The 23598-nt window shown below is 71.2% G+C and carries 20 protein-coding genes; 11 read left to right on the top strand and 9 right to left on the bottom strand.

Annotation, left to right across the window (positions count from 1 at the left end; translation table 11 throughout):
* Positions 1-410: 410 nt before the first annotated feature.
* The 3 genes from ACZ63E_RS34480 to dnaE all read right to left on the bottom strand — a co-directional run bounded on the left by ACZ63E_RS34480 (position 411) and on the right by dnaE (position 7166).
* On the bottom strand, positions 411-1604 hold the full coding sequence (locus ACZ63E_RS34480; protein ID WP_465340396.1) for a low temperature requirement protein A: 1194 nt from the start codon (positions 1602-1604) through the stop codon (positions 411-413).
* 422 nt (positions 1605-2026) lie between these two features.
* Complete coding sequence (locus tag ACZ63E_RS34475; RefSeq protein WP_465340395.1) at positions 2027-3508, bottom strand: MFS transporter; 1482 nt, start codon at positions 3506-3508, stop codon at positions 2027-2029.
* Between the two features lie 73 nt (positions 3509-3581).
* Positions 3582-7166: a DNA polymerase III subunit alpha gene (gene dnaE / locus ACZ63E_RS34470; protein ID WP_465314440.1), complete on the bottom strand. Its 3585-nt coding sequence runs from the start codon at positions 7164-7166 to the stop codon at positions 3582-3584.
* A 427-nt stretch (positions 7167-7593) separates the two neighbouring features.
* On the opposite strand from dnaE, the gene ACZ63E_RS34465 reads away from it, so the two are divergent.
* From ACZ63E_RS34465 to ACZ63E_RS34445, 5 genes are all read left to right on the top strand, one after another.
* Positions 7594-8241 carry a FadR/GntR family transcriptional regulator gene (locus tag ACZ63E_RS34465; protein ID WP_465340394.1) on the top strand — a complete coding sequence of 216 codons (648 nt, stop codon included), beginning with the start codon at positions 7594-7596 and terminating at the stop codon, positions 8239-8241.
* Positions 8242-8318: 77 nt separating this feature from the next.
* The gene (locus ACZ63E_RS34460) at positions 8319-9656 is read left to right on the top strand and encodes an amino acid permease (RefSeq protein WP_465314444.1); all 1338 of its coding nucleotides are present in this window, start codon (positions 8319-8321) and stop codon (positions 9654-9656) included.
* Positions 9653-10573, top strand: coding sequence for an asparaginase (locus ACZ63E_RS34455; protein ID WP_465340393.1), 921 nt, complete (start codon positions 9653-9655; stop codon positions 10571-10573). Before ACZ63E_RS34460 ends, ACZ63E_RS34455 begins: the two co-directional genes overlap by 4 nt.
* On the top strand, positions 10573-11964 hold the full coding sequence (aspA, locus tag ACZ63E_RS34450; protein WP_465340392.1) for an aspartate ammonia-lyase: 1392 nt from the start codon (positions 10573-10575) through the stop codon (positions 11962-11964). The genes ACZ63E_RS34455 and aspA overlap by 1 nt, the downstream gene beginning before the upstream one ends.
* A gap of 71 nt (positions 11965-12035) precedes the next feature.
* Positions 12036-13661, top strand: coding sequence for a CocE/NonD family hydrolase (locus tag ACZ63E_RS34445; RefSeq protein ID WP_465340391.1), 1626 nt, complete (start codon positions 12036-12038; stop codon positions 13659-13661).
* On the opposite strand, the gene ACZ63E_RS34440 is transcribed toward ACZ63E_RS34445, so the two are convergent.
* Entirely contained in the window at positions 13636-14391 is a 756-nt protein-coding gene (locus tag ACZ63E_RS34440; RefSeq protein ID WP_465340390.1) for a metallophosphoesterase, read from the bottom strand. The two genes, ACZ63E_RS34445 and ACZ63E_RS34440, sit on opposite strands and share 26 nt — an antisense overlap.
* Positions 14388-15020, bottom strand: coding sequence for a GntR family transcriptional regulator (locus tag ACZ63E_RS34435; RefSeq protein WP_465340389.1), 633 nt, complete (start codon positions 15018-15020; stop codon positions 14388-14390). Before ACZ63E_RS34435 ends, ACZ63E_RS34440 begins: the two co-directional genes overlap by 4 nt.
* 46 nt (positions 15021-15066) lie before the next feature.
* Here ACZ63E_RS34435 and ACZ63E_RS34430 point away from each other — a divergent pair, with 46 nt between their 5' ends.
* A complete protein-coding gene (locus tag ACZ63E_RS34430; RefSeq protein ID WP_465340388.1) occupies positions 15067-16236 on the top strand; it encodes an aminotransferase class V-fold PLP-dependent enzyme in 1170 nt (389 codons plus the stop codon).
* 5 nt (positions 16237-16241) lie between these two features.
* Here ACZ63E_RS34430 and ACZ63E_RS34425 read toward each other — a convergent pair whose 3' ends face one another.
* Positions 16242-17192: an SDR family NAD(P)-dependent oxidoreductase gene (locus ACZ63E_RS34425; protein ID WP_465340387.1), complete on the bottom strand. Its 951-nt coding sequence runs from the start codon at positions 17190-17192 to the stop codon at positions 16242-16244.
* 79 nt (positions 17193-17271) lie between these two features.
* Between ACZ63E_RS34425 and ACZ63E_RS34420 the strand changes: the two genes are divergently transcribed.
* Both ACZ63E_RS34420 and ACZ63E_RS34415 read left to right on the top strand, forming a co-directional pair.
* On the top strand, positions 17272-18765 hold the full coding sequence (locus ACZ63E_RS34420) for an AMP-binding protein (RefSeq protein WP_465340386.1): 1494 nt from the start codon (positions 17272-17274) through the stop codon (positions 18763-18765).
* Positions 18766-18783: 18 nt separating this feature from the next.
* Positions 18784-19200, top strand: coding sequence for a cupin domain-containing protein (locus ACZ63E_RS34415; RefSeq protein ID WP_465340385.1), 417 nt, complete (start codon positions 18784-18786; stop codon positions 19198-19200).
* Here ACZ63E_RS34415 and ACZ63E_RS34410 read toward each other — a convergent pair.
* Positions 19197-19661, bottom strand: a complete 465-nt coding sequence (locus ACZ63E_RS34410) for a MarR family winged helix-turn-helix transcriptional regulator (protein WP_465340383.1) — start codon at positions 19659-19661, stop codon at positions 19197-19199. The two genes, ACZ63E_RS34415 and ACZ63E_RS34410, sit on opposite strands and share 4 nt — an antisense overlap.
* Positions 19662-19786: 125 nt before the next feature.
* Between ACZ63E_RS34410 and ACZ63E_RS34405 the strand changes: the two genes are divergently transcribed.
* Both ACZ63E_RS34405 and ACZ63E_RS34400 read left to right on the top strand, forming a co-directional pair.
* Positions 19787-20299: a carboxymuconolactone decarboxylase family protein gene (locus tag ACZ63E_RS34405; protein WP_465340406.1), complete on the top strand. Its 513-nt coding sequence runs from the start codon at positions 19787-19789 to the stop codon at positions 20297-20299.
* 91 nt (positions 20300-20390) lie between these two features.
* Positions 20391-21083, top strand: coding sequence for an SdrD B-like domain-containing protein (locus ACZ63E_RS34400; protein WP_465340382.1), 693 nt, complete (start codon positions 20391-20393; stop codon positions 21081-21083).
* Positions 21084-21121: 38 nt separating this feature from the next.
* Here ACZ63E_RS34400 and ACZ63E_RS34395 read toward each other — a convergent pair whose 3' ends face one another.
* Both ACZ63E_RS34395 and ACZ63E_RS34390 read right to left on the bottom strand, forming a co-directional pair.
* A complete protein-coding gene (locus ACZ63E_RS34395; RefSeq protein WP_465340381.1) occupies positions 21122-21511 on the bottom strand; it encodes an SDR family oxidoreductase in 390 nt (129 codons plus the stop codon).
* Positions 21512-21652: 141 nt separating this feature from the next.
* Positions 21653-23095 carry an MFS transporter gene (locus tag ACZ63E_RS34390; RefSeq protein ID WP_465340380.1) on the bottom strand — a complete coding sequence of 481 codons (1443 nt, stop codon included), beginning with the start codon at positions 23093-23095 and terminating at the stop codon, positions 21653-21655.
* A gap of 118 nt (positions 23096-23213) precedes the next feature.
* On the opposite strand from ACZ63E_RS34390, the gene ACZ63E_RS34385 reads away from it, so the two are divergent.
* Positions 23214-23546 (top strand): hypothetical protein, encoded by a 333-nt coding sequence (locus ACZ63E_RS34385; protein WP_465340379.1) that lies wholly within the window; start codon positions 23214-23216, stop codon positions 23544-23546.
* The last annotated feature ends 52 nt before the right edge of the window (positions 23547-23598 follow it).

Here is a 23598-nt window from a genome sequence, read left to right as displayed (position 1 = left end):
CAGCGTTCGTCCTGAGCCAGGATCAAACTCTCCAACAATGAACAGTTTAATCGAGGCAAAATACTTGCTCTCAAAGGAACCTCATACGAGGTTCACATACATAAGCTCTACTGGCTTAGTTCACTAGCACACTGTTGAGTTCTCAAGCAACACACTCTGAATCCACCCGCGTTATCGGCGGCTGAAACTCTCGGCGATTGTTTCAAGCTTTGTTCCGAGGCTACCACCTCGGTTCAGGACCACCCACTCTACCACGTTCGTGGGAGCTTGGTTCGTGGCCCCGGCGGCCGCCCGGTTTCCCTGGCGACTTGGAGAACTTTACATGCCCCGAAACGGCCTCGCACAGGGGGTCCCCTTTATTCGCGCCAGGCCGCTGACCTGCGTCGATCCGGCAGGTAGCCGGGCAGAAGCTAAGTCTGCGGCTCCCCGTGGGTGGCGACGACCGTCAGCACGACGAGCGCGGCCGTCAGCACCGCCGCGATGTGGATCGGCGCCGGCGTGAACGACGCGGCGAAGACGAGCACCGCCGTCACCGGGAACCCGATGGCGATCGGGCGGCACTCGTTGGTCGGCCCGATGTGCAGCAGCCACACGCTCAGCAGGAAGACCGCGACCGGCACCGTCGTCGGCAACGCCGCGGCCACCCCGCCGAGCCCGTGCAGCGCACCCGTGTCGTAGCCGACCGCCACCTCGAGCCCCGCTCCCACCGCCGCGGCCGACGCGAAGATGAAGTAGTGGCCGTAGCCCCAGCTCATCGACGTGAACATGGTCGGACGGCGCACGAGCCGCGTGTGCCCCGGGCGGTCGAAGTACAGCCACCACATCGAGAACACCAGCACCAGCCCGGCCGCGGCCAGCGAGATCAGCGCGCCGACGTGCCCGGGTTCGGCGGCGCCCTCCTTGATCGCGTTCGTCGCGCCGAGGATCACCTCGCCGAGCACGATCAGCGTGAACAGGCCGTACCGCTCGGCGATGTGGTGCGGGTGCCACGTGGTGCCCCGCCGGTTCTCCGCCCAGACCGGGACGGCCATCTCCAGCACCGCGAACACGACGAACGCGACGACGCGGATCCCCTGCGGCAGCCACTGGTAGGAGACCCACAGCACCTGGACCACCGCGATCCCGGAGGCGTAGCGCAGCGCGGCGGGCCGGCACCCCGGGTCCGACCGCGCGGCCCGCAGCCACTGGAACACCATCGCCAGCCGCATCAGGACGTACCCGACGACCATCAGCCGGAAGTCGCCTTCGAACGCGCTCGACACCGAAGCCGCGACGGTCAGCCCGCCCGCGATCTGCACGAGGGTGGCCAGCCGGTACGGGACGTCGTCGGTGTCGAACGCCGAGGCGAACCAGCTGAAGTTCAGCCAGCCCCACCAGATCGCGAAGAACACCATGGCGAACGACGCGACGCCGTGGGCGGCGTGGCCCTCGGCCAGCGCGTGGTGCAGGGACGCCCCCGCCTGGCCCACCGCGACCACGAAGCAGAGGTCGAACAGCAGCTCCAGAGGGGTCGCGACGCGGTGCTGCTCACTGCTGTCCCGCGACCGCATCGGCCGGTGCCACACGCGGATCCGGCTCCCGGGCCAAGACGGCTGCTCGGTCATCGAAGCTCCTGGTCTCGTGCCGGTGGGATGCGGTCATCCCAACATGATCACGAGCCGGGTGGAAGCACGACACGAAGAACGGGCGGGCCCGGTTCCCCCTCACCCGGGCCCGCCCGCCGCCGTCACGCGCGCTGCCGGCAGCCGATGGGCAGCCCTTCCGCGAGTGCCGGACGGTCCCCCGCGGACGCCGACAACTCACTGGATGGAAGGTGACCGAGTGTGTCCATTCCCTCGAACTCCGGACGCCTCGATCGCTCAGGCCGGTCACCCCATCCCCGGGTGGCCGACCGATTGCCACTGTCGGTAGCCGAAGCCGCGCAGTGAAGGCTCCATAAGATCTACCCGGTTGCTCTGCGTAGCACCAGTGTCTTTCCGTGCTCGTCACTCGGATGGAGCATCGCGAATCTGCCGAAAGTAGTGTCTCAGCCCCGTTGGACGTCCGCGGCGGAGGTGTGCGCCTCCAGTGCTTCGCGTTCATGGTCGGAAGCCTGCTCTCGGTGGCGCCGCGTCCGGAGCTCGGCGACGGCGAGCGCCAGCGCGCCGCACGTCAGGAGGGCGGCGCAGCCGAGCGCGACGGTGAGCGCCACCGGGTAGCCGGCCGCCGCGCCGACTACGGCGCCGAACACCGACGCCAGCACGGCGGTGCCGATCGCCGTGCCGATCCGCTGCCCGGTCTGCAGCGCGCCGCCCGCGACCCCGGCCATCCGCACCGGCACGCACTCGAGCGTCAACGTCGTGTTCGGCGAGATCACCATGCCGCCGCCCACGCCCGCGAACAGCAGCGGCAGCGCGAACGCCCAGCCGGACGCGGACGGCGGGACGAGCTCGGCCAGCAGCGCCACCACGAGCAGGCCGACCGCGACCATGCTCAGCCCGGTGACGGTCAGCAGCCGGCCGAAGCGGGGCACCAGCCGACCGGCGACCGCCGCGGAGACGGCCGAGCCGAGCGCGAACGGAGTCACCGACAACCCGGACTGCAGCGGCGAGTAACCGAGGCCCTGCTGGAAGAACATCGCGAAGACCAGCCAGATCCCGGCGAACCCGACGAAGTAGAGCGCGCCGACCGACGCCCCGACGGCGTACCCGGGCGTGCCGGTGAACAGCCGGGTGTCGAGCAGCGGGGACCGGCCGAGCCGGACGACCCGGTGCTCCCAGCGCACGAACGCCACCCCGAAGACCACCGCGACGGGGAACAGCCACCACAGCCTCGCGAGCCCGTCCTGGTCGGATTCGACGACCGGGAGCAGCACCCCGAGGACCGCGACCGCGAGCAGCGCGATCCCGGCGAAGTCGATCTCGTCCCGGATCCGCAGGTGACGGTTCTCGCCGCGTGGCAGCAGCCGCAGGGCCAGCCCGAACGCGACCACGCCGATGGGGACGTTCACGTAGAACACCCAGCGCCAGCCGTCCTCGGCGCCGAAGAGGGCGAGGATCACCCCGCCGAGGATCGGGCCGACCGCCGTCGAGATCCCGACGACCGCGCCGAACATCCCGAACGCGCGGCCGCGTTCGGGCCCGCGGAAGAGGTCCTGGATCAGGCCGGTGTTCTGCGGGGTGAGCATGCCCGCGGCCACGCCCTGGGCGAGGCGCGCGATGACGAGCGTCGTCTCGTTCGGGGCCGCGCCGGCCAGCGCGCTCGTGACGACGAACGCGGCGAGCGCGCCGAGGAACATGGTCCGGCGGCCGAACGCGTCCCCGAGGCGGCCGCCGGTGACCAGGACCAGCCCGAACGCGAGCGCGTACCCCGAGACGACCCAGCGGATCCCGCCGCTGCTCGCGTGCAGGCCCGACTGCATGGACGGGAGGGCGACGTTGACGATGCTGACGTCGAGCAGCCCCATGAACCCGGCCGTCAGCGAGACGGCGAGCGCTTTCCAGCGACGGGGGTCGGGTTCGTAAGTCATCCAGCTCAGCAAAACACGAAAGGCGGGATCCGCGCGCGTTGTCCGCCGCGGTCCCGCCCGTTTCGCGCAGAACCTACGTGGAAGCGGTGATCCCGCGGATCCCCTTGAGCTCGCCGATCAGCATCGAGCTGACCTTCACCGGGTAGTCGTGGAGGGCGAACACCGTCTGGTTCCGGCCCACCAGCTTCAGGTGGACCATCGTTTCACCCTTGTGGGCGAGCAGTGTGGAGCGGAGCTCGCTGACCACCGACTGGTCGATCTTCTCCGCCGCGGCCAGCAGCACCAGCGGTGGCTCGTCGTCGCCGTTGCCCGTGCCGACCTCGGACAGGTCCAGCGTCGCCAGCCCGCCGCCGAAGATGGACATCTTGTCCTCGCGCCAGTTGACCCGGCCCTTGACCAGCACCGCGTTGTCCTCGATCAGCTCGGAGGAGAACAGCGCGTACGACTTCGGGAAGAACAGCACCTCCAGCGAGGCGTCCATGTCCTCGACCGTGCAGATCGCCCAGGGCTCGCCCTTCTTGTTGACCCGCCGCTCGAGCGACGTGATCAGCCCGGAGATGACGAGCTCGCCCTCCTTGGGCGGGTCGGCGAGGATGCCGGCGATCGGCTTCGGGGCGTGCTTGCGCAGGATCCGCTCGGCGCCGTCCAGCGGGTGCGCCGAGACGTAAAGGCCGAGCATCTCGCGCTCGTAGGCGAGCAGCTGCTTGCGCGGATACTCCTCCTCGCCGAACTTCAGGTGCGCGAGCGGCGACGACGACGGCTGCGCCTCCCCCTCGTCCCCGCCGAAGCCGAAGAGGTCGAACTGGCCCATCGCCTCCTGGCGCTTGAGCGGGACGACGGCTTCCACCGCGTCTTCGTGGACCTGGATCATCGACAGGCGCGTGTGGCCGAGCGAGTCGAAGCCGCCCGCCTTGATCAGCGACTCGATGACCCGCTTGTTGCAGGCCACGAGCTCGGACTTGTCGAGGAAGTCGGTGAAGGAGGCGTACTTGCCCTTCTCCGCGCGGGTCTTGATGATCGACTCGACGACGTTCGCGCCGACGTTGCGGACGGCACCCATGCCGAAGCGGATGTCGTCCCCGACGGCCGCGAACCGCAGGGCCGACTCGTTGACGTCCGGCGGGAGCACCTTGATGCCGAGGCGGCGGCACTCGGACAGGTAGACCGCCGACTTGTCCTTGTTGTCGCCGACCGACGTGAGCAGGGCCGCCATGTACTCGGCCGTGAAGTTCGCCTTGAGGTACGCCGTCCAGTAGGAGACCAGGCCGTACGCGGCCGCGTGGCTCTTGTTGAACGCGTAGCCGGCGAACGGGAGGATCGTGTCCCAGAGCGCCTTGACGGCCTCAGCCGAGAACCCGCCCGGGAGCAGGTCGCTCGCCTTCATGCCGGCCTCGAAGCCCTCGTACTCGAGGTCGAGGACTTCCTTCTTCTTCTTGCCCATCGCGCGGCGGAGCACGTCCGCGCGACCCATCGTGTAGCCGGCCACCTTCTGGCCGATGTGCATGATCTGCTCTTGGTACACGATCAGGCCGTAGGTGTCGGCCAGGATCTCCCGCAGCGGCTCGTCGAGCTCCGGGTGGATCGGCTTGACCTTCTGCCGGTTGTTCTTCCGGTCGGCGTAGTCGTTGTGCGCGTTCATGCCCATCGGGCCGGGGCGGTAGAGCGCGCCGACCGCGACGATGTCGTCGAACACCGTGGGCTCCATGCGGCGCAGCAGGTCGCGCATGGGCCCGCCGTCCAACTGGAACACGCCGAGCGTGTCGCCGCGGGCGAGCAGCTTGTACGTCTCCGGGTCCTCGACACCCAGGGTGTCGAGGTCGATGTCGATCCCGCGGTTGGCCTTGATGTTGTCGATCGCGTCACCGATGACCGTCAGGTTCCGCAGGCCCAGGAAGTCCATCTTGAGCAGGCCGATGGCCTCGCACGACGGGTAGTCCCAGCCGGTGATGATCGAGCCGTCGTCACGCTGCCAGAGCGGGATCGCGTCGGTCAGCGGGTCGCACGACATGATGACCGCGCAGGCGTGCACACCCGCGTTGCGGATCAGGCCCTCGAGACCGCGGGCGGTCTCGAAGATCGTCTTGCACTCGTCGTCGGTCTCGACCAGCGCGCGGACCTCGGCGGCCTCGCCGTAGCGCTCGTGCTTGTTGTCGACGATGCCCGAGAGCGGGATGTCCTTCGCCATGATCGGCGGCGGCAGCGCCTTGGAGATCTTGTCCGCGATCGCGTAGCCGGGCTGGCCGAAGTGGACCCGCGCGGAGTCCTTGATCGCCGCCTTGGTCTTAATGGTGCCGAACGTGATGACCTGGGCGACCTTGTCCGAGCCGTACTTGTCGGTCGCGTACCGGATCATCTCGCCGCGCCGGCGGTCGTCGAAGTCGATGTCGATGTCGGGCATCGAGACGCGCTCGGGGTTCAGGAACCGCTCGAACAGCAGCTTCTGCGGGATCGGGTCCAGGTTCGTGATGCCCAGGACGTACGCGACGAGCGAGCCGGCGGCCGAACCACGGCCGGGGCCGACGCGGATGCCGACCCGGCGGGCGTAACTGATGAGGTCGGCGACGATCAGGAAGTAGGCCGGGAAGCCCTTCCCGATGATGACGTCGAGCTCCTTCTCGATCCGCTCGGGATAGCCCTCCGGCGGACCGCCCGGGAAGCGCCACGCGAGGCCCTTCGCGACCTCTTCGCGCAGCCAGCCGCCCTGGTCGTACCCCTCCGGCACCTCGAAGAACGGCAGCCGGTCCTTGTGCGCGTAGACGTCTTCGTAGGACTCGACGCGCTCGGCGATCAGCAGCGTGTTGTCCGCCGCGCCCGGGACCTCCTTGTCCCAGTACTCGCGCATCTCGGCGGCGGCCTTGAGGTAGTAACCGTCGCCGTCGAACTTGAACCGGGTCGGGTCGTTGAGGGTCTTGCCGGCCTGGACGCAGAGCAGCGCGGAGTGCGTGTCCGCCTGGTCCTTGGTGACGTAGTGCGAGTCGTTCGTCGCGATCGGCTTGAGGTCGAGCAGCCGGCCGACTTCGAGCAGGCCCTCGCGGACCGACCGCTCGATCGGCAGGCCGTGGTCCATCAGCTCGAGGAAGAAGTTGTCGGCGCCGAAGATGTCCTTGTAGTCGGACGCGGCCTGGATCGCCGCCTCCTTCTGGCCCAGCCGCAGCCGGGTCTGCACCTCGCCGGACGGGCAGCCGGTGGTCGCGATGATCCCCGAGTGGTTCTCCGCGATCAGCTCGCGGTCCATCCGGGGCTTGCGGTAGTAGCCCTGCATGCTGGCCAGGGACGACAGCTTGAAGAGGTTCCGCAGGCCGGTCGCGTTCTGCGCGAGCATCGTCATGTGGGTGTACGCGCCGGCGCCCGAGACGTCGCCGCCCTCGCCCAGCTCGTCGGAGCCGCGCTGGTTCGACTGCCCCCAGAAGACCGGCTTCTTGTGGAAGCGGCTCTCCGGCGCGATGTAGGCCTCGATGCCGATGATCGGCTTGAGGCCGTGTTTCTTCGACTGCTGGTAGAACTCGTCGCCGCCGTACATGTTGCCGTGGTCGGTCATGCCGACCGCGGGCATGCCGAGGCGCGCCGCCTCCGCGAAGAGAGGGGCGATCTTCGCCGCACCGTCGAGCATCGAGTACTCGGTGTGGACGTGCAGGTGGACGAAGGAATCGTTCGACACCAGCGAAAACCTCCCCTGAGTGGATCGGACCGGCGAGCCCGGTCCCCCAGCCTATCCCGCACTCGCCGGGCTCGATTGTGCCCCTCGGGCGGCCGCGCCGGGCGGCACGACGCGCACCCATTTCGGGCGGTGATGATCACGGCACGCGGTGCTGCCGGGTGGGCACGCGGGGGCCGTGCGGGCCGGTTCGGGTGGGCACGGCGGGAGGCGGCCGGGCCCGACCGTCGCGAATGACCCATTCGGGGCGGGAGACGTCCCGAATGACCCGTTCGCGACGCGCGCGAACCCCGGTGAAGTGAGCCGGTGAGGTGAGCCACAGCGGCCCGGGCTCGCGTTGACAGCGCGTCCCCCGGGACCGAGCATTCCCCGCATGAACCTGTCTGACAGCCGGACAGTCGGACAAGGTGGTCCGCGGCGGGTCAGCGCCATGGAGGCCGTGCTGGCCCACCTGCGCCGGCTGATCGAGGACGGCGAGTACGTCGTCGGCGCCAAGCTGCCCTCAGAGGCCGCGCTGAGCAGGGAGTTCGAGGTCAGCCGGTCGGTCGTCCGGGAGGCCCTGCGCGGTCTGCAGGCCCTCGGCCTGACCGAGTCCAAGACCGGCAAGGGCACCTTCGTCACCGCCACCGGGCCCGCCGAGCACCCGACCTTCGGGCCCTACTCGGCCCGCGACCTCATCGAGGTGCGCCGGCACGTCGAGATCCCCGTCGCGGGCTATGCCGCCGTCCGGCGCGACCAGGACCACCTCGACCTGCTCGCCCACCTCGTCGACCGGATGGACGCCGAGACCGACAACACCGCCTGGGTCGCGCTCGACTCGCTCTTCCACATCACCATCGCCCAGGCCTCGGGCAACCCCGCGTTCGGGAAGGTGATCGAGGAGATCCGCGACGCGCTCGCCCGGCAGTCCGCCTTCCTCAACCAGCTCGGCGGCCGGCGGCGGCAGTCGAACGTCGAGCACCGGGAGATCGTCACGGCGATCGAGAGCGGCGACGAAGGCGCCGCCGTCGCCGCCATGACCGCCCACCTGCAGCACGTCGAAGACACGCTCACCAGCATCGTGAACGGGGACCAGTGACCGAGAAGACCCTCACCCGGGCCGCCGACGCCGGGGACGCCGGCTACGCCAAGGCGCTCAAGCCCCGGCACGTGACCATGATCGCCATCGGCGGCGCCATCGGCACCGGCCTGTTTCTCGGCGCGGGCGGCCGGCTCGCCCAGGCCGGGCCGGCGCTCGCGATCGTCTACGGCGTCTGCGGGCTCTTCGCGTTCTTCGTCGTCCGCGCGCTCGGCGAGCTGATCCTGTACCGGCCCTCCAGCGGCGCCTTCGTCTCCTACGCGCGCGAGTTCATGGGCGAGAAGGGGGCGTACGTCGCCGGCTGGATGCACTTCCTCAACTGGTCGACCACCGGCATCGCCGACATCACGGCCATCGCGCTGTACGCGCACTTCTGGTCGTTCTTCTCGCCGATCCCCCAGTGGGTGCTCGCCCTGATCGCGCTCGCCGTCGTGCTGACGCTCAACCTCGTCTCGGTGAAGCTGTTCGGCGAGATGGAGTTCTGGTTCGCCATCGTCAAGGTCGCCGCGCTCGTGCTGTTCATGGTGATCGGGATCTTCCTGCTGGTGACGCAGACGCCGATCGACGGCGCCGTCCCCGGCCCGCAGCTGATCACCGACCACGGCGGGCTCTTCCCGACCGGGCTGCTGCCGATGGTGCTGATCGTCCAGGGCGTCGTGTTCGCCTACGCCTCGGTCGAGCTGGTCGGCGTGGCCGCCGGCGAGACCGAGAACCCGGAGAAGATCATGCCGAAGGCGATCAACTCGATCATGTGGCGCATCGCGGTGTTCTACGTCGGGTCGGTCGTGCTGCTGGCGATGCTGCTGCCGTGGAGCTCCTACACGAAGGACCAGAGCCCGTTCGTCACCGTGCTTTCGCACCTGGGTGTGCCCGCGGCCGACAGCGTGATGAACCTGGTCGTGCTCACCGCGGCGCTGTCGAGCCTGAACTCCGGCCTCTACTCCACCGGCCGCATCCTGCGTTCGATGGCGACGGCCGGGTCGGCGCCGAAGTTCACCGGCGTGATGAACCGCAACCACGTGCCCTACGGCGGGATCCTGCTCACCGCGGCCGTCTGCGTGCTCGGGGTCGGGCTGAACTACGTCGTGCCGAAGGACGCCTTCGACATCGTGCTGAACTTCGCCGCGATCGGCATCCTCGCCACCTGGGCCATCATCGTGCTCTGCCACCTGCTGTTCGTGCGCAAGGCGAAGCGCGACGGCGTCGAGCGGCCGTCGTTCCGGCTGCCGTTCTCCCCGTACACCGAGATCGCGACGCTGGTGTTCCTGGCCGCCGTCGTGGTGCTGATGGGCTTCGACGAGACCGGCCGGATCACGCTCCTGGCGCTGCCCGCGATTGCCGTCGCGCTGGTCGTGGGCTGGTTCGCCGTGCGCAAGCGGATCGACATGCGCGCGTTCGACGAGGAGGGCCTGTGAGCCACGAACCGCTCGTCGAGCTGGTGCGCGACGGCCTGGTCGAGGGGGTCCACCACGGCTCGGCGGTCGTGCTCGCCCCGGACGGCACGACCCTGTTCACCGCCGGCGACCCGGACGCGCCGATGTACCCGCGGTCGACGGCGAAGCCGCTGCAGGCCACGGCGATGGCCCGGCTCGGCCTGCGCCTCTCCCCCGCCGGGTTCGCCATCGCGGCGGCCAGCCACTCCGGCGAACCGGAGCACCTCGACGCCGCGTCGGCCGTCCTCGACGGACGTTCCCCGGACGCGCTCGGCAACCCCGCGGACTTCCCGTACGACCCGGTCGAGCGCGACCGCTGGGTCGCCGCGGGCCGCGCCCCGAGCCGGCTGGCGCACAACTGCTCCGGCAAGCACGCGGCGATGCTCGCGACCTGCGCCCTGAACGGCTGGCCGACCGACGGCTACCTCGACCCGGCGCACCCGCTGCAGCGCGCGATCGCCGCCACCGTCGAGGACCTGACCGGGCGCGGCATCGAGCGGGTCGCGGTGGACGGCTGCGGCGCGCCGCTGTTCGCGACGACGTTGCGCGGGCTCGCCACGGCCGTGGCGAAGATCGCCACGGCCGCGCCCGGCACCCCGGATCGCCTGGTCGCCGACGGGATCCGGCAGCACCCCAACCTGGTCGGCGGCAGCCGTCGCGACGTCACCGCCGTCATGCGCGCGGTGCCCGGGCTGATCGCGAAGGACGGCTTCGAGGCCGTCCAGGTCGCCGCGCTGCCGGACGGCACGGCGATCGCCGTCAAGATCGCCGACGGCGGCGACCGGGCCCGCCTGCCTGTGCTGGCCGCGGCGCTGAAACTGTGCGGCGCCGACGTCCCGTCCGGACCGGAAAACCTGCGTGTCACCGGAAAACTGGCCGCCTCCGTGGGGAGCTTGTGATGACCACCCGCCGCGAACACGACCTGCTCGGCGACAAGGACGTCCCCGCCGGCGCGTACTGGGGCGTGCACACCGCCCGCGCCCGGGAGAACTTCCCCATCACCGGCGCCACGATCGCCGCCTACCCGCACCTGATCGAGGCCTTGGCTTCGGTGAAGGAGGCCGCGGCCCGCGCGAACGCCGAGCTGGGCCTGCTCGAACCCGAGATCGCCGACGCGATCGGCGCGGCCTGCCGGGAGATCCGCGAGGGCGCGCTGCACGGCGAGTTCGTCGTCGACGTCATCCAGGGCGGCGCCGGGACCTCGACCAACATGAACGCCAACGAGGTGATCGCGAACCGCGCGCTCGAACTGCTCGGGCACGCCAAGGGCGACTACCACGTCGTGCACCCGAACGAGCACGTCAACCTGAGCCAGTCGACCAACGACGCGTACCCGACCGCGGTGAACGTCGCGACGATCCTCGCGGTGCGCGAACTGTCCGACGCGATGGTCGTGCTGGAGCAGGCGTTCGCCGCCAAGGCCGTCGAGTTCCACGACGTCCTGAAGATGGGCCGCACGCAGCTGCAGGACGCGGTCCCGATGACGCTCGGCCAGGAGTTCGGCACCTACGCGGTGATGCTCGGCGAGGACCGGCTGCGGCTGAACGAAGCCGTCGCGCTGCTGCACGAGATCAACCTCGGCGCCACCGCGATCGGCACCGGCCTCAACGCCCCGCCGGGCTACGCCGAAGCCGCGTGCCGCCACCTGCGCGAGATCACCGGGCTGCCCGTCGTCACTGCGGCAGATCTTGTGGAGGCGACGCAGGACTGCGGTGCGTTCGTGCACCTCTCCGGTGTGCTCAAGCGGATCGCCGTGAAGCTGTCGAAGAGCTGCAACGACCTGCGACTGCTGTCGTCCGGACCGCGCGCCGGGCTCAACGAGATCAACCTGCCGCCGGTGCAGGCCGGGTCGTCGATCATGCCCGGCAAGATCAACCCGGTGATCCCCGAGGTGGTCAACCAGGTGGCGTTCGAGGTGATCGGCAACGACGTCACCGTGACGATGGCCGCCGAAGCCGGGCAGCTGCAGCTCAACGCGTTCGAGCCGGTCATCCTGCACTCGCTGTCGGAGAGCATCACGCACCTGGGCGCGGCCTGCCGGGTGCTCGCGCGGCGGTGCGTCGCCGGGATCACCGCCAACACCGACGTCCTGCGCTCCTACGTCGAAAACTCGATCGGCCTGGTGACCGCGTTGAACCCGGCGATCGGGTACGCGGCCGCGACGGAGATCGCGAAGGAGGCGCTGGCCACCGGGCGGGGCGTCGCCGAGCTGGTCGTCGAGAAGGGCCTGATCCCCGCCGAGGAGCTGGCGAAGCTGCTGCGGCCGGAGACCCTCGCCCGGCTGAGCTGACTTGCCAGGCGGCCGGTACGGGGTACCGTCGGATCCGGAAGGTGTGACTCCACTTCGGAAGGCGGGCGCCCGTGCTGGACCGACTTGTCGACAGGATGCTCGGGCTCCCCCGCGCCGAAGGCCCGAAACCGGTCGTCACGCGCGACCTGCCGGTGCCGATGGCCGACGGCGTCACGCTGCTCGCGGACCGGTACGCCCCGGCCGGGACGACGACGGCGCCGGTGGTGCTGATCCGCACGCCGTACGGGCGCAAGGGCCTGCTCTCGAAGCTCTTCGGCGACACGTTCGCCCGGCACGGCCTGCAGACGGTCATCCAGAGCACCCGCGGCTCGTTCGGCTCCGGCGGCGAGTTCCGGCCCTTCCACCTCGAGCGCGAGGACGGCGTCGCGACCGCCGAGTGGCTGCGCGCGCAGCCGTGGTGCGACGGGAACCTCGGCATGGCCGGCGCCAGCTACCTCGGGCACACCCAGTGGGCCGTCGGCCCCTACCTCGACCCGCCGTTGAAGGCGATGTGCCTCGGCGTCACGGCGTCGGAGTTCGTCTCGACGTTCTACCCGGGCGGCGTGCTCGCGGCGGACAACATGGTCTCGTGGTCGGCCATGATCGGCCGCCAGGAGGAACGCTTCGCCGCGTTCCCGAACCCGCTCCAGAAGCGCAAGACGCGGCAGGCGATGTCGTTCCTGCCGCTGAGCCGCGCCGACGTCGCCGCGATCGGCAAGCCGGTGCAGTTCCTCCAGGACGTCACCGAGCACTTCGTGCCGGACGACACCTACTGGGCCATGTCGGACCACAGCGCCGACGTCGAAAAGCTGGCTGTCCCGGTGTCGATGGCCACCGGCTGGTACGACCTGTTCATCGGCTCGCAGCTGCGCGACTACCGCCGGCTCGCCGAGGCGGGCAAGGCGCCGCGGCTCACCATCGGCCCGTGGGCGCACGGCGAACCGGCCAGCATGGGCCCGATGATCCGCGACCAGCTCGGCTTCCTGCGCGCCCACCTGCTCGGCGACCGCACGCAGCTGCAGCGCGCCCCGGTCCGGCTCTTCCTCCAGGGCGCCGGCACCTGGCTGGACTTCGAGTCGTGGCCGCCGCCCTCGACCGCGACCGCGTCGCACCTGCGGCCGATCGGCGGGCTCGGCGAGGGTGTCGGTGACGAGGCGCTGCCGACGACGTTCACCTACGACCCGGCCGACCCGACCCCGGCGGTCGGCGGGCCGCTGCTGACCGGCGACTGGAAGCAGAAGGACAACCAGGAGGTCGAGGCCCGGCCGGACGTCCTGGTGTTCACCGGCGAGCCGCTGCCCTCGGAGCTGGACGTCATCGGCGAGGTGTCGGCGACCGTCCACGTGCGCACCGAGCTGCCGTACGCGGACGTCTACGTCCGGCTGTGCGACGTCGACACGAGCGGGGTCTCGCGCAACGTCACCGACGGCATCCTCCGGCTGCGGCCGGGCGTCCCGGCGGCGGACGCGGACGGCGTCGTGACGGCGGAGGTCGCCCTCGACCCGACGGCCTACCGCTTCCGCCGCGGCCACCGCCTGCGGGTGCAGGTGGCGGGCGGGGCGTTCCCGCGGTTCGCCCGCAACCACGGGACGGACGAGCCGATCACCTCGGCGGTCGACGGGAAGCCGAACCGGTTCGAGGTCTTCCACGACGCGGCCCGGCCGTCGCGGATCACGCTGCCGGTGTTCGGCGGCTGACCACGCGGTGGTGGGTGGTCACCCGGCCGTCGTCGTGCAGCACGTGCAGCAGCAGCGACGGCGGCCGCTCGAAGTCCAGCGGGCCGCCCTCGTCCCAGCCGCGCCCGGCGCCCGGTTCCCCCGGCAGCAGCGATGACGACACCACACCCGGCGCGATCCGCAGGGGCACCCCGGCGAAGGTCGTCGCCGCGCCCGTGTGCACGTGCCCGGCCAGGAGCGCCGTCACGCGCGGGTGCCGGCCGAGCACCGCGGCCAGCCGCTCCTCTCCCGACTGCCGGATCGCGTCCACGAGCGGGACACCGACCTCGACGGGCGGGTGGTGGAAGGCGATGAACGCCGGGCCGTCACCCTTGGCGAGGACGCCGTCGAGCCAGTCGAGCGTCTCGTCGGCGAGGAAACCCGCGCCGCGGCCGGGAATCGTCGAGTCGCACAGGGCGAACAGCACGCCGTCGACCTCCCGCGCGAGGTTCACGGGCGCGTCGGACGGCGGCAGCCCGAGCAGCCCGGCGCGGACGTCGTGGTTGCCCGGGCACACGAGCACCGGCGCCGGGTGCGTCAGCAGCTGCGCGGCGCGCGCGTACTCCGCGGGCGCGCCGTGGTCGGCGATGTCGCCGCTGACGACCACGGCGTCAACCGGCAGCTCGGCCAGGTAGGCCATGACCGCGGCGGCGCGTTCGTCTGCCCGTGGCTCGCCGTCGAGGTGCAGGTCGCTGAGGTGCGCGATGATCACCGTTCGTCCTTTCCCAGGTACGCCAGCGCTTTCACCCAGTTGCGGACGAGCACCGCGGACGCTTCGGGCAGGTCGCCGTCCCGCAGCGCCGCGGCGATCCGGCGGTGCTCGCCGATGCTCTCCTCGGCGCGCGCCGCCCCGCCGAAGTAACACGACTCGTACCGCTTGAGCAGCGGTTTGGTCTGCCCGATCAGGCGCAGCAGGTGCGGGTTCGGGCAGCGGGACAGCAGCAGCGCGTGCCAGCGATCGTCCACTTCGGACGGATCGCCGCCGTCGGCCAGCGTCGTGGCCATCTCGTCGGCGACGGCGTCGAGGACGTCGGGCAGCCCGGCCAGCTCCAGCGGCGACGTCCAGCGCAGGGCGAGGGCCTCGAGCTCGGCGACCAGCGGGTAGAGCCGGCGCGCCTCGTCCGGGTCGAACGGCGGCACCAGGAACCCGCGGCCCGGCGCGGAGACGAGCAGGCCGCGGTCGGCCAGCCCGATCAGCGCCTCTCGCAGCGGTGTCCGGCTGACGCCCAGTTCGCGGGCCAGGTGCACTTCGTTGACCCGCGCGCCGGCGGCGAGCCGCCCGTCGAGGACGCGGGTGGTGATCTCCTCGATGAGGTCGCTGCGCAGCGGGGTCCGGGCCATGGCCGGGAGTATTGCATACAGATAGCAGCTACTGTATTCAGTTCCTATGACCTTCGACGTCGCACGCGCCCGCCGTGAAACGCCCGGCTGCGCCGAAGTGGTCCACTTCAACAACGCCGGCTCCGCACTGCCCCCGGCCGTCGTCACCGACACCGTCGTCGACTACCTGCGCCACGAAGCGCTGGTCGGCGGCTACGAGGCGGCCGCCGAAACGAAGGACCGGCTGGACGCGGTGTACACGTCGGCGGCCCGGCTGGTCGGCGGCGAGGCCGACGACATCGCGATCACCGACAACGCGACGCGGTCCTGGCAAGCCGTCTTCTACGCGCTGCCGTTCGCCGCCGGGGACCGGATCCTCACCTCCCGCGCGGAGTACGCCAGCAACGCCATCGCGTTCCTTCAGGTCGCGCGGCGCACCGGCGCGGTGGTCGAGGTGGTCGGCGACGACGAGACCGGGCAGCTGGACGTCGAAGACCTGAAGCGGCGCGTCGACGGCAGCGTGAAGCTCATCGCGGTCAGCCACGTGCCCACCCAGGGCGGGCTGGTCAACCCCGCCGAGGAGATCGGCGCGGTCGCCGAGGCGGCGGGCATCCCGTTCCTGCTCGACGCGTGCCAGTCGGCCGGCCAGGTCGACCTCGACGTCACCCGCCTGAAGTGCGACGCGCTGTCGGTGACCGGCCGCAAGTACCTGCGCGGCCCGCGCGGCACCGGGTTCCTCTACGCGCACCCGCGGCTGCGGGAGCGGCTGGAGCCGGCGATGCTCGACCTGCACTCCGCGAGCTGGACGTCGCCCACCGAGTACGTCGTCGACCCGAGCGCGAAGCGCTTCGAAGTGTGGGAACGCGACTTCGCCGCCGTGTACGGCCTCGGCGCGGCCATCGACTACGCGCTCGCCTGGGGCCTGCCGGCCATCGAGACGCGCGTCGCCACCCTCGCCGCGACCCTGCGGAGCCGGCTGGCCGACGCCGGAGCCCGGGTGCACGACATCGGCGCGAAGAAGTGCGGCATCACGACCTTCAGCGTCGACGGCACCCCGGCCGCGGACGTCAAGGCCCGCCTCGCCGAGGCGGGCATCAACACATCGGTGTCGTCGAGGACGTCGGCGCAGTACGACTTCACCGCGCGCGAGCTGCCCGACATGGTCCGGGCGTCGGTGCACTACTACAACACCGAAGAGGAGATCGACCTGCTGGTGAAGCAGGTCGAGAAGCTCTGACTGTCTCAGGCGAACGCGTCGACGCCGGTCAGCTCGGCCGACACCGTCCACAGGCGCTCGGCCTGCGCCGGGTCGACCGCGTAGTCCTTCACCCCTGACCGCCCGCCGTCGGCCGGAGCGGGCTCGGCGATGTCGCAGTCCTCGAGGTACACCCCGCCCAGGCCGTCGAGCTGCGGGGACGTCGCGGCCCAGACCTGGGTCGCGGCGCCCTGCTCGGGCGTCTTGACGTCGCCGGTCACCTCGCCGTCGGCGTCGAGCATCCCGGCGGCGACGAGCTCCTCGCGGTCGAGGTAGCGCACCAGGTCGGTCATGATCCGGCCCGGGTGCAGCGCGAACGCGCGGATCCCCCGCTCCCGCGCCCGCTTGTCGAGCTCGACCGCGAAGAGCACGTTCGCCGTCTTCGCCTGGCCGTAGGCGAGCCACTTGTCGTAACCCTGCTCGAAGTTCAGGTCGTCGAAGCGCACCGGGCCGAAGTGGTGGCCGCGCGAAGACACCGAAACGACGCGGGCGCCCGGTGCGAAGGCCGGCCAAAGCCGGTTCACCAGGGCGAAGTGCCCGAGGTGGTTGGTCGCGAACTGCGCCTCCCAGCCCGGCCCGACGCGGGTCTCCGGCGCCGCCATGATCCCGGCGCTGCCGATGAAGACGTCGATCCCGCGCCCGGAAGCGACGAACCGCTCGGCGAACGCGCGGACGCTGTCGAGGTCGGCCAAGTCGAGTTCGTCGACCTCGACGTTCTCGATGCCCCGCAACGCTTCTTCCGCCGTGGCGCGCCGCCGCGCCGGGACGACGACGTGCGCGCCCGCCCGGGTCAGCGCCCGAGTCGTCTCCAGGCCGAGGCCCGAGTAGCCGCCGGTGACGATCGCGAGCTTGCCGGTCAGGTCGATCCCGGCCAGGACGTCGGCCGCGGTGCTGGTGGCGCCGAAGCCCGAGCCGATCTTGTGCTGTGCAGTGGTCATACCCCGACGCTAGGAGCTGGAGTGAACTCCAGCGCAAGCCGGAGTGATCCACGGATCAGTGCGCGGTAGCGTGCGGAGCGTGAGCACCTTCTACGACGTCGCCGAACAGCACCCGGACCGGCTCGCGGTGCTCGCGCCGGACGGGACGGCCGCGACCTTCGGGCAGCTGGCCGCGCGGGCGAACCGGCTGACCCACGCGCTGCGGCGGCTCGGGCTCGGCGAGGGTGACGTCGTCGTCGCGATCGTCCACAACGGACTCCCCTACTTCGAGCTGCTGTTCGCCACCCTGCAGGCCGGGCTGTACTTCACGCCGGTCAACTACCGGTCTTCGGCCGAGGAGATCGCCTACGTCGTGGGCAACAGCGGCGCGCGGGTCGTCGTCGCCGACGCCGACATCGCGCGGACGTGCGCCGATCTCGGCTCGGTGCACCGGTTCGCGATCGGCGAGGCGGACGGCTGGCGCGACTACGCGTCGTGGGGCGAGGACGAGCCGGACACCGCGCCGGAGCCGCGGACCGCCGGCCAGACGATGCTCTACACGTCGGGGACCACCGGGCGACCCAAGGGCGTCCGCCGCGCGCTCAGCGGGAAACCGCCGTCGCTGCACGCGATCCACCGCGACCTGCTGGCGATGTTCGACGTCCACCCGGGCCCGGGGGTGCACCTCGTCGCGTGCCCGCTCTACCACGCCGCGCCCGGCTCGTTCGCCGTCAACGCGATGCACCTCGGGCACTCGGCGGTGCTCATGGACCGCTTCGACGCCGAGGAGACGCTACGGCTGGTCGAGCGTCACCGCGTGACGAGCACCCACCTGGTGCCGACCATGTTCCACCGGATGCTGCGGCTGCCCGAAGACGTCCGTTCGCGGTACGACACGTCGAGCCTGGCCAGCGTGATCCACGGCGCGGCGCCGTGCCCGCGTGAGGTCAAGGAGCGGATGATCGCCTGGCTCGGGCCGGTGGTGCACGAGTACTACGGCGCGTCCGAGGGCCTGATCTGCGGCGTCACGGCGGCGGACTGGCTCGCCGCGCCGGGCACGGTCGGCCGGCCGCTGACCGGCGTGCGGCTGAAGGTCGTCGGCGAAGACGGCGAGGACGTGCCGGACGGCGAGCCGGGCACGATCTACTTCAGCTCGGCGCACACCACGCTCGACTACCTCGGCGACCCGGAGAAGACGGCGGCCGCGCGGTCCGGCGAGTTCCTCACCGTCGGCGACTTCGGCTACCGCGACCCCGAAGGCCGCGTCTTCCTGCTCGACCGCCGCACGGACCTGATCCTCTCCGGCGGGGTCAACATCTACCCGGCCGAGGTCGAGGCGCGGCTGCTCGGCCACCCGGACGTCGCCGACGCGGCGGTGATCGGCGAGCCGGACGACGAATGGGGGCAGCGGGTGGTCGCCGTCGTCCAGCCGGTGCCGGGAGTGCCCGGGGACGACGCGCTGGCCGCGCGCCTGGCCGACCACTGCCGGGCCGCGCTCGCCGGGTTCAAGACCCCGAAACGGTTCGACTTCACCGAGCTGCTGCCGCGGACGGAGTCGGGCAAGATGCTGCGCCGCACCCTGCGGCGGGACTGACCACAGAGGAGCTCCCCGATGCGCAAGCCGTTGACCGTGCTCACCGCCGCCGCGCTCGCCGCGGTCCTGCTGCCCTCGACCGCGTCCGCGACGCCGGGCAGCGGCGTGACCGGCACGATCCTCACGCAGAAGACGATCGGGCACACCGACTACACCCTGCGCGAGATCACCGTCCAGCCCGGCGGGTACACCGGCTGGCACTTCCACGACGGCACGCTCTACGCCTACGTGAAGGCGGGAACGCTCACCCACAACCTCGCCGACTGCAGCGTCGACGGCGTCTTCGGCACCGGGCGCGCGTTCACCGAGCACCCCGACCAGGTGCACATCGGCCGCAACCTCGGGTCGACGCCGCTGGTGCTGGAGGTCCTGTACGTGCTCCCGGCGGGCAGCCCGCTCTCGGAGGACGCGCCGGACCCCGGCTGCGGCTTCTAGGCCGAGAACCAGCCCGCGGCGTCGAGGCGGTACGCCGCGGGCCCGACCACCGCGCGCAGGTCCGCCTCGAGAGCGGCGATGCGCTCGGCGCCGACCGTGCGCGCCCAGTCCGCGCGCAGATCGTCGAAGATCTCGGCCGACTTCGTCAGCGCGTCGACGCCGTGCGCGGTCAGCCGGACGATCTTGCGGCGCGCGTCGTCCGGGTCTTCGGCGCGCTCGGCGTACCCGAGCGCTTCGAGCCGTTCGACGGTCTTGCCGGCCGCCTGCTTGGAGACGCCGAGGCGGCGGCCGATCTCCGACGCCGTCGCGCCCGGGATCCCGATGGCCTGCATCGCGAAGCCGTACGACGGCCGGACGTGCGGGTGGCCCCGAAGCGCGAGCTCGGCGTGCAGGCGGTCGATGAGCGTGCGGAAGCCGCCGAAGAGCAGGAAGGGCAGCTCGTAGCCGGGCGCGTCGGTCATGACCCCTTGCCAAGTTCGACAACCAGGTTTACGGTTTCGACAACCACATTGTCGATCCTACGTCCGGAGACGTCTTGTTCCCCGATCACACCCCGGAGTCTGCACCCCCGGCCGCCCGCCCGGCGATGGCGGCCACGGCGAAGAAGTTCGGCCACGTCCCGGCCGCCGTCGGACGGCTGGCGACGTCACCCGAACTGCTGAACGGCTTCCTCAAGCTGAACGCGCTCTTCGAATCCACCACCCTGCCCGCCCTGGATCGCGAAGTGCTGGTCATGACGGTGACCGCGCGCAACGGCTGTCACGTGTGCGTCGCCATGCACACGGCCGCGCTGGTGCGGCTCTCGGCGTCACCCGAACTGGTGACGGCGCTGCGGGCGCAGGCCCCGCTCCCCGACCCGCGGCTGGAGGCGTTGCGGCAGTTCGTCCACGCCGTCATGGACACGACGGGCGACGTGCCCCCGGCCGCGCTCGCGGCGTTCGCCGACGCCGGATACACGCCGCGGAACGCCTTGGAGGTGGTGCTGGGCATCGGCACCTACACGCTGTCGACGTTCGCGAACCGCCTGACGGACGCGCCCCTCGACGAGGTCTTCGCCGCCCACGCCTGGAGTCCCGAAACTGTCGGTGCCCCTCGCTAGTGTTTTTCCCGTCGGCGGCGAACAGGCCGCCCGAGAAGGGGGATTCACCGTGGGGCTGTGGGGAAGAGCGGCGCTTCTGGCGGTCGTGCTGATGGGGGCGGTGACCGCTCCGGCGGTGGCGGACACCGGTCCCGGCGACCTGGAGGGCCGCGTCTGGTTCGACCGCGACGGCAACAACATCGAGAACCAGGGCGAGCCGGGCCGGGCGGGCGCGAAGGTCGTCCTCCACCAGGTGTCACCGCCGGCCGACTACGTCGCTTACACCGACCAGGACGGCCATTACGCGTTCACCGGGCTCGCCCTCGGCGACTACACCGTCCACGCGATCGACGACGGCTACCGCACGAGCGGGTGGAACACGCAGGACCGCACGCTGGCGTTGCCGCATCCCACCGGCTACGACCACTTCGGGCAGCAGGGCGGCCGCATCCACGGCCGCGCCTGGGACGACACGAACGGCGACGGCGTCCGCCAGGACACCGAACCCCGCCGGGAGACGCAGTTTTCGCTCGTCGGCCCGAGTGGGTTCGAAGGACTGCTGAACCGCACGGTGACCACCACCGGCGGTGAGGACTACTACTTCGAAGACGTCCCGCAGGGCACGTACAAGCTGCAGACGACCGCCCCGCCGGGGATGACGGCGACGAAGTACCACGCGGGCACGGAGTGGTACCTGGACTCGGACTTCCACAGCGGGCTGGGAAGCCGGCTGTCGTCCGATCCGCTGTCGATCTGGCCGGGCTCTTACCTGCCCAACAACGACGTGGGGTTCGTCGTGCGGTGAGCCGGGCGCCGGTGGCGGTGAACTTCCGCCGCCACCGGCTACCCCGGTCTGACGGTGCTGCCGTTCGCGTCGCCCTCGACGAGCGCACGGTAGGCGTCGGCGACCACGGCCACGGGTGTCCCGCCGGTCTTTCCCATGGCCTCGAGGGTCTCGGTGATCCAGCCCGGGCTGACGACGTTGATCCGCAGGCCACGGGGCAGCTCGCCCGCGGCCGAGCGGACGAACCCCTCGAGGCCGGCGTTGACGAGCGCGCCCAGGCCGCTGCCCGGGATCGGCTCGTCGAACGTCCCGCCGGTGAGGGTGATCGAACCGCCGTCGTTCAGGTGTTGCGCGGCTCGCTTCGCGAGGGCCACCTGGCCGAGCAGCTTGCCGCGCAGGTCGTCCAGGACCTGCTCGTCGGTCAGCTCGGCCAGCGGCCGCAGCGGCACGTGGGCGCCGCGGCACGAGGCGTTCGCCTGCCCGGCTGGGCGGTTCGCGATTCGCGACGGGGAGGTGAGGGGACGGTCGATCCTTTAGCCGACGCGCGGTACCGGCTGCTCGAGCAGTCTCCCGGCGGCGGTGGGGACCGGTCATGAAAAGACCTCGACCAGGCCCACCACGTCGCGCTGACGCATCGTCGTCACCAGCAGGGCCAGGCCCGCGAACAGCACCGCCGCGATCACGCCCGTGACGTTCACCGCGGTCGTGAACGCCGCCTTGGCCTCCGCGGCCAGCTCCGGCCGGGTGACGTCCACCGCCAGCGTTGTCCCCGCCGGGAACACCGCGCGGTAGACCGCCGTCGCCAGGAGGCCGATCAGGGCCAGGCCCAGGGAGCCGCCCAGGTAGTTGCCCGTGTCGGCCATCGAGGCCGCCGAGCCCGCGCGTTCCGGCGGGACCGCGCCGACCACCAGGCCGATGCCGAGCGCGAACAGCGGGCCCGTGCCCAGCGTCAGCACCGCGATGCCCGCCACGACCAGCGGCAGGCCGTCCGCGAAGGCCAGCAGGAGGCTGCCCGCCGCCGAGACCGCCAGGCCGCCCGCGATCGCCGTGGCCGGGGTCATCCGGCCGGTCAGCGCCGGCGCCGCCAGGGTGCCCGCCGCGACGCCGAGCCCCATCGGGGCGAACAGCAGCGCCGACACCAGCGGCGAATACCCGAGGACGCTCTGCAGGTACTGCGTCACCAGCAGGCCGACCCCGGCCATCGCGACCCCGGCGAACACGAGCGCGACCAGCACCGCGGTGAACGGGCGATTCCGGAACAGCCGCAGGTCCAGCAACGGCGACGACGAGCTCAGCTGACGCCGGACGAAGACTGTGCCCAGCCCGGCGCCGGCGGCGATCGCGACCAGCGGCACGGTCAGCTCGCCGGCGCTCAGCTGCTTGAGGCCGAACACGATGAGCAGCACGGCCGCCAGCGAGAGCGCGACGCCGGCGAAGTCGAGCCGCCCGGTCGCGGGCGCCTGGGACTCCGGCAGCAGGAACGGGCCGGCCACCAGCAGCACCGCCATCGCCGGGACGGCGACCAGGAAGACCGAACCCCACGCGAAGTGCTGCAGCAGGAACCCGGCGAGCACCGGACCGGCCGAGCCGCCCGCGAACTGGCAGGTGGCCCAGATCGAGATGGCCTTCCCGCGCTGCCGGTCGTCGCGGAACATGTTCGTGATCAGGGCGAGCGTCGAGGGCATCAGCGTCGCCCCGGCGATGCCGAGCGCCCCGCGCGCGACGATGAGCATCTCCGGGCTGGTCGAGAACGCGGCGACGACCGAGAGTGCGGCGAACGCGCCGCCGCCGGTGAGCAGCAGCCGCCGTCGCCCGATGCGGTCGCCGAGGGTGCCCATGGTGATCACGAACCCGGCGACGACGAAGCCGTAGCTGTCGGTGATCCACAGCTGCTCGGTGGCGCTCGCGCCGAGGTCCGCGCTCAGCTGTGGCAGCGCGAGGAACAGCGAGGTCATGTCCATCGCGACGAGCAGGGTGGGCAGCACGAGCACCATCAGCCCCAGCCACTCGCGCCGTCCGGCCGGCTTGTCCATTTCGACTCCTTCTCGGTGGTGCGGTCACCGAGGGGTCGTCGCCGCGGGCCGGGACCGGACACGGGAAAATGAGACCTGGGTCACACAAAACCTCGGGGCCCGCTGCGCGAGTAGCTTGGTGGCCACCACCGGCACGGCGAGCGCCGGGCAGGTCGGCGACTCGACGAGGTTCGACTCCGACTGGCGGATGAGCGGGGACGCCAACCCGGTCACGATGATCAACATCGTCTTCGACGCGATGAAGGGCTCCGCCCGGGTCGCCTCCGATGGCCGCACGGTCACCTTCGACGACTACCCGCACGGAAGCCGGTCCATCCACTTCACGCTCGGCGACCCCGACCTGGTCGGCGGGTTCGACCGGATCCGGATCACCCGGTGTTCCTACCTCCAGACGCCCGACGGGCTGCCGCCGGACTGCATGGTCCTCGGCAACTTCTCCCGGCCGTTCTGAGCGCGCGGGAAATCCCGGGGCGGACCGGAGGCCGGCGCCGGTAGCGTCGACG

The organism is Amycolatopsis sp. NPDC104819 (assembly GCF_055583145.1).
The sequence above is the reverse complement of the archived record's forward strand: the minus strand, read 5'-3'. Positions and strand labels throughout refer to the sequence as shown.

Bases quoted from the DNA above. Each gene is read 5' to 3' on its own strand.
- ACZ63E_RS34415 (WP_465340385.1), top strand. From the start codon at position 18,784: ATGCGCAAGCCGTTGACCGTGCTCACCGCCGCCGCGCTCGCCGCGGTC.
- ACZ63E_RS34425 (WP_465340387.1), bottom strand. From the start codon at position 17,192: ATGACCACTGCACAGCACAAGATCGGCTCGGGCTTCGGCGCCACCAGC.
- ACZ63E_RS34405 (WP_465340406.1), top strand. From the start codon at position 19,787: ATGGCGGCCACGGCGAAGAAGTTCGGCCACGTCCCGGCCGCCGTCGGA.
- ACZ63E_RS34430 (WP_465340388.1), top strand. From the start codon at position 15,067: ATGACCTTCGACGTCGCACGCGCCCGCCGTGAAACGCCCGGCTGCGCC.
- ACZ63E_RS34390 (WP_465340380.1), bottom strand. From the start codon at position 23,095: ATGGACAAGCCGGCCGGACGGCGCGAGTGGCTGGGGCTGATGGTGCTC.
- ACZ63E_RS34435 (WP_465340389.1), bottom strand. From the start codon at position 15,020: ATGGCCCGGACCCCGCTGCGCAGCGACCTCATCGAGGAGATCACCACC.
- ACZ63E_RS34410 (WP_465340383.1), bottom strand. From the start codon at position 19,661: ATGACCGACGCGCCCGGCTACGAGCTGCCCTTCCTGCTCTTCGGCGGC.
- aspA (WP_465340392.1), top strand. From the start codon at position 10,573: ATGACCACCCGCCGCGAACACGACCTGCTCGGCGACAAGGACGTCCCC.
- ACZ63E_RS34475 (WP_465340395.1), bottom strand. From the start codon at position 3,508: ATGACTTACGAACCCGACCCCCGTCGCTGGAAAGCGCTCGCCGTCTCG.
- ACZ63E_RS34480 (WP_465340396.1), bottom strand. From the start codon at position 1,604: ATGACCGAGCAGCCGTCTTGGCCCGGGAGCCGGATCCGCGTGTGGCAC.
- ACZ63E_RS34400 (WP_465340382.1), top strand. From the start codon at position 20,391: ATGGGGGCGGTGACCGCTCCGGCGGTGGCGGACACCGGTCCCGGCGAC.
- ACZ63E_RS34465 (WP_465340394.1), top strand. From the start codon at position 7,594: ATGGAGGCCGTGCTGGCCCACCTGCGCCGGCTGATCGAGGACGGCGAG.
- ACZ63E_RS34460 (WP_465314444.1), top strand. From the start codon at position 8,319: ATGATCGCCATCGGCGGCGCCATCGGCACCGGCCTGTTTCTCGGCGCG.